4 protein-coding genes are annotated in these 1928 nt (G+C 74.5%); all 4 read right to left on the bottom strand.

The features are described 5' to 3' along the window. Positions 1 to 318: 318 nt before the first annotated feature. A complete protein-coding gene (locus tag G5C65_RS36415) occupies positions 319 to 726 on the bottom strand; it encodes a hypothetical protein (RefSeq protein ID WP_165303327.1) in 408 nt (135 codons plus the stop codon). A 232-nt stretch (positions 727 to 958) separates the two neighbouring features. Further along, positions 959 to 1189 (bottom strand): hypothetical protein, encoded by a 231-nt coding sequence (locus G5C65_RS36410; RefSeq protein WP_165303326.1) that lies wholly within the window; start codon positions 1187 to 1189, stop codon positions 959 to 961. Then, on the bottom strand, positions 1186 to 1539 hold the full coding sequence (locus G5C65_RS36405; RefSeq protein WP_165303325.1) for a hypothetical protein: 354 nt from the start codon (positions 1537 to 1539) through the stop codon (positions 1186 to 1188). The genes G5C65_RS36410 and G5C65_RS36405 overlap by 4 nt, the downstream gene beginning before the upstream one ends. Then, positions 1536 to 1928, bottom strand: a 393-nt coding sequence (locus tag G5C65_RS38780; protein WP_206442669.1) for a hypothetical protein, incomplete at its 5' end; no start/stop codon positions are given. The genes G5C65_RS36405 and G5C65_RS38780, both read right to left, overlap by 4 nt.

Below are 1928 nucleotides of genomic sequence, written 5' to 3'. Positions count from 1 at the left end.
GCACACCCGCACTCCCGGCGAGCTCACCGCCGCCGAGCCGAATCGCCCTCTCGACATACCGCACGCCGAGCCGACTCCCGGGGAACGGCCCCCGGCCGCCCGCCCGTGGATCCGCAGGCGGCCAGGTCCACTCAGATCGCGGGCTGCCCGACCCCGTCACACAGCCGGTTGGTCCCGGTTTCCTGGTGATTCGGCGTCTCCTCGCCCTGCTCGACACCCACGCCCGTGCCACATACCGGGCAATTCGCGTAGCCGGTCCGGCCGAGAACGTATCGTCGCGCTCGCATGGTCCACCTCCGTGAGGCGGCTCGGCGAGCGTCACATCAGCAGCATGTGGATCTTCGCGCCGCTGTGGAACTCCACACCGAGCCCAGGGTCCGTACTGCTTTCGTCATACGCGTACACGCGGGCGATCTCCGGGTGCCCGGTGTCCGCCAGGACGGCCGCGAGAAACCGCGCCGTCTGCCGATCCCGCGCTCCCCCGGGCGCGGGACGGGGCTCGACCGGGGCGGGCGGCTCGCCCTCCGCCGGGTCCCGCTCCGGCTGTTCCACGTCCTCCCCCGGCACCCGCACGCGAGTGAGCGCGTGCCGCACGGTCTGCCCGGCCACCGTCATCTCGATGCCGTACGGGCGCCGGGTGCCCTCCTGCCAGGGGTCAGCCGAGGCGATCTCCGGGGCCTGGCGGTAGGCGTCGACAGCGAAGGACTGGAAGCGATCAATACGCATGAAAAGGATCTTCCTGACGTGTCGGAGGCGGCCTGATTCTAGGGATGCCGCACCTCCTGCTGCTCCGTGTTGTCGTCCGCCTCGACAGGCGGATTGGCGCACTTAAGGGCGCGGGTGCGCACACGCCGGTCACTGGGATGGCGCTGCCCCGTCCGCAGGTTCGTGGTTGCCCGTGCCCGCGCGGGCGGGCCCGCTGTGAGCGGCCTTGTTGGTGCCCTTCTCGGGCCTGCCGCTACTTGCCACCGCCTCCAGCCGTCGCGTCGAGGGCGGCGATGTCGTCGCGGAGCCAGTCGGGAGCGACGGTGCTGCGGGCCAGTTCGCGGGCGTGCCGCACGCATGCCTCGACGATGCGGCCCGGCCCGGACCCGGTCTCCACGTAGGCGACCGCCATCGAGTCCGGCACCCGCGCTTCGCACACCGTGCACCAGCCCGGCGCCACCAGCCCCTCGCTGTGGCCTGTCATGCCCGCACCTCCCCTCTCCGGGCACCGGCCGCCAGCAGCGCGAACGCGGCACGCAGTTCGATGTCCCGCTCGCCCTGCGGACCGGCCCGCACGGTGAACGGTCCACAGCCCCGGTGGGCCCGCGCGGCCCGGTGCAGCTGCTGCGCGTACGCGTCACCCCGCACCGTCCCGTCGCGCGCGTCCCACGCCAGGCGTGCCAGTACGGCAGCCCGCTCGACGGGCGATGTCGCCTGCCAGACCGCACGCAGGAACGGCGCCCCGGCCGCCCACAGGGCGCCAGGGCCCCGATGGGCGAGGAGGGCCGCCAACGTCCCGCGCGGCCTGCGCCGACAGGAAAGGGTCTCGGTCACGATTCGCTCCGCTCGGACGGGTCGGACGGGTCGGACGGGTCGGACGGGTCGGACGGGTCGGACGGGTCGGACGGGTCGGACGGGTCGGACGGGTCGGACGGGTCGGACGGGTCGGACGGGTGGGGCGAGGGGCAGGCGCAGGCGTATGTGCCGCGCACGGCGATGGCAGGAGGCGCGTCCCCGGGCACCGGCTCGGTCCAGGCGGCGACGCGGGGCAGGGTCTGGCACCGCGGGCACGGCACGGCCTCGGCACGCACCACCGCGGCCACCACGGCGACCGCCGCCGCGTCACGGGGGCGAACACCGCAGCGCGGACAGCGGCACGGCGGGAACGCCAGCGTCACCGGCGCCCGCTCCCCGCCCCGCAGCACGGCGCGGGCCGTCCAGGT

Source organism: Streptomyces boncukensis, from assembly GCF_011045075.1.
Lineage (GTDB): Bacteria > Actinomycetota > Actinomycetes > Streptomycetales > Streptomycetaceae > Streptomyces > Streptomyces boncukensis.
The sequence above is the reverse complement of the archived record's forward strand: the minus strand, read 5'-3'. Positions and strand labels throughout refer to the sequence as shown.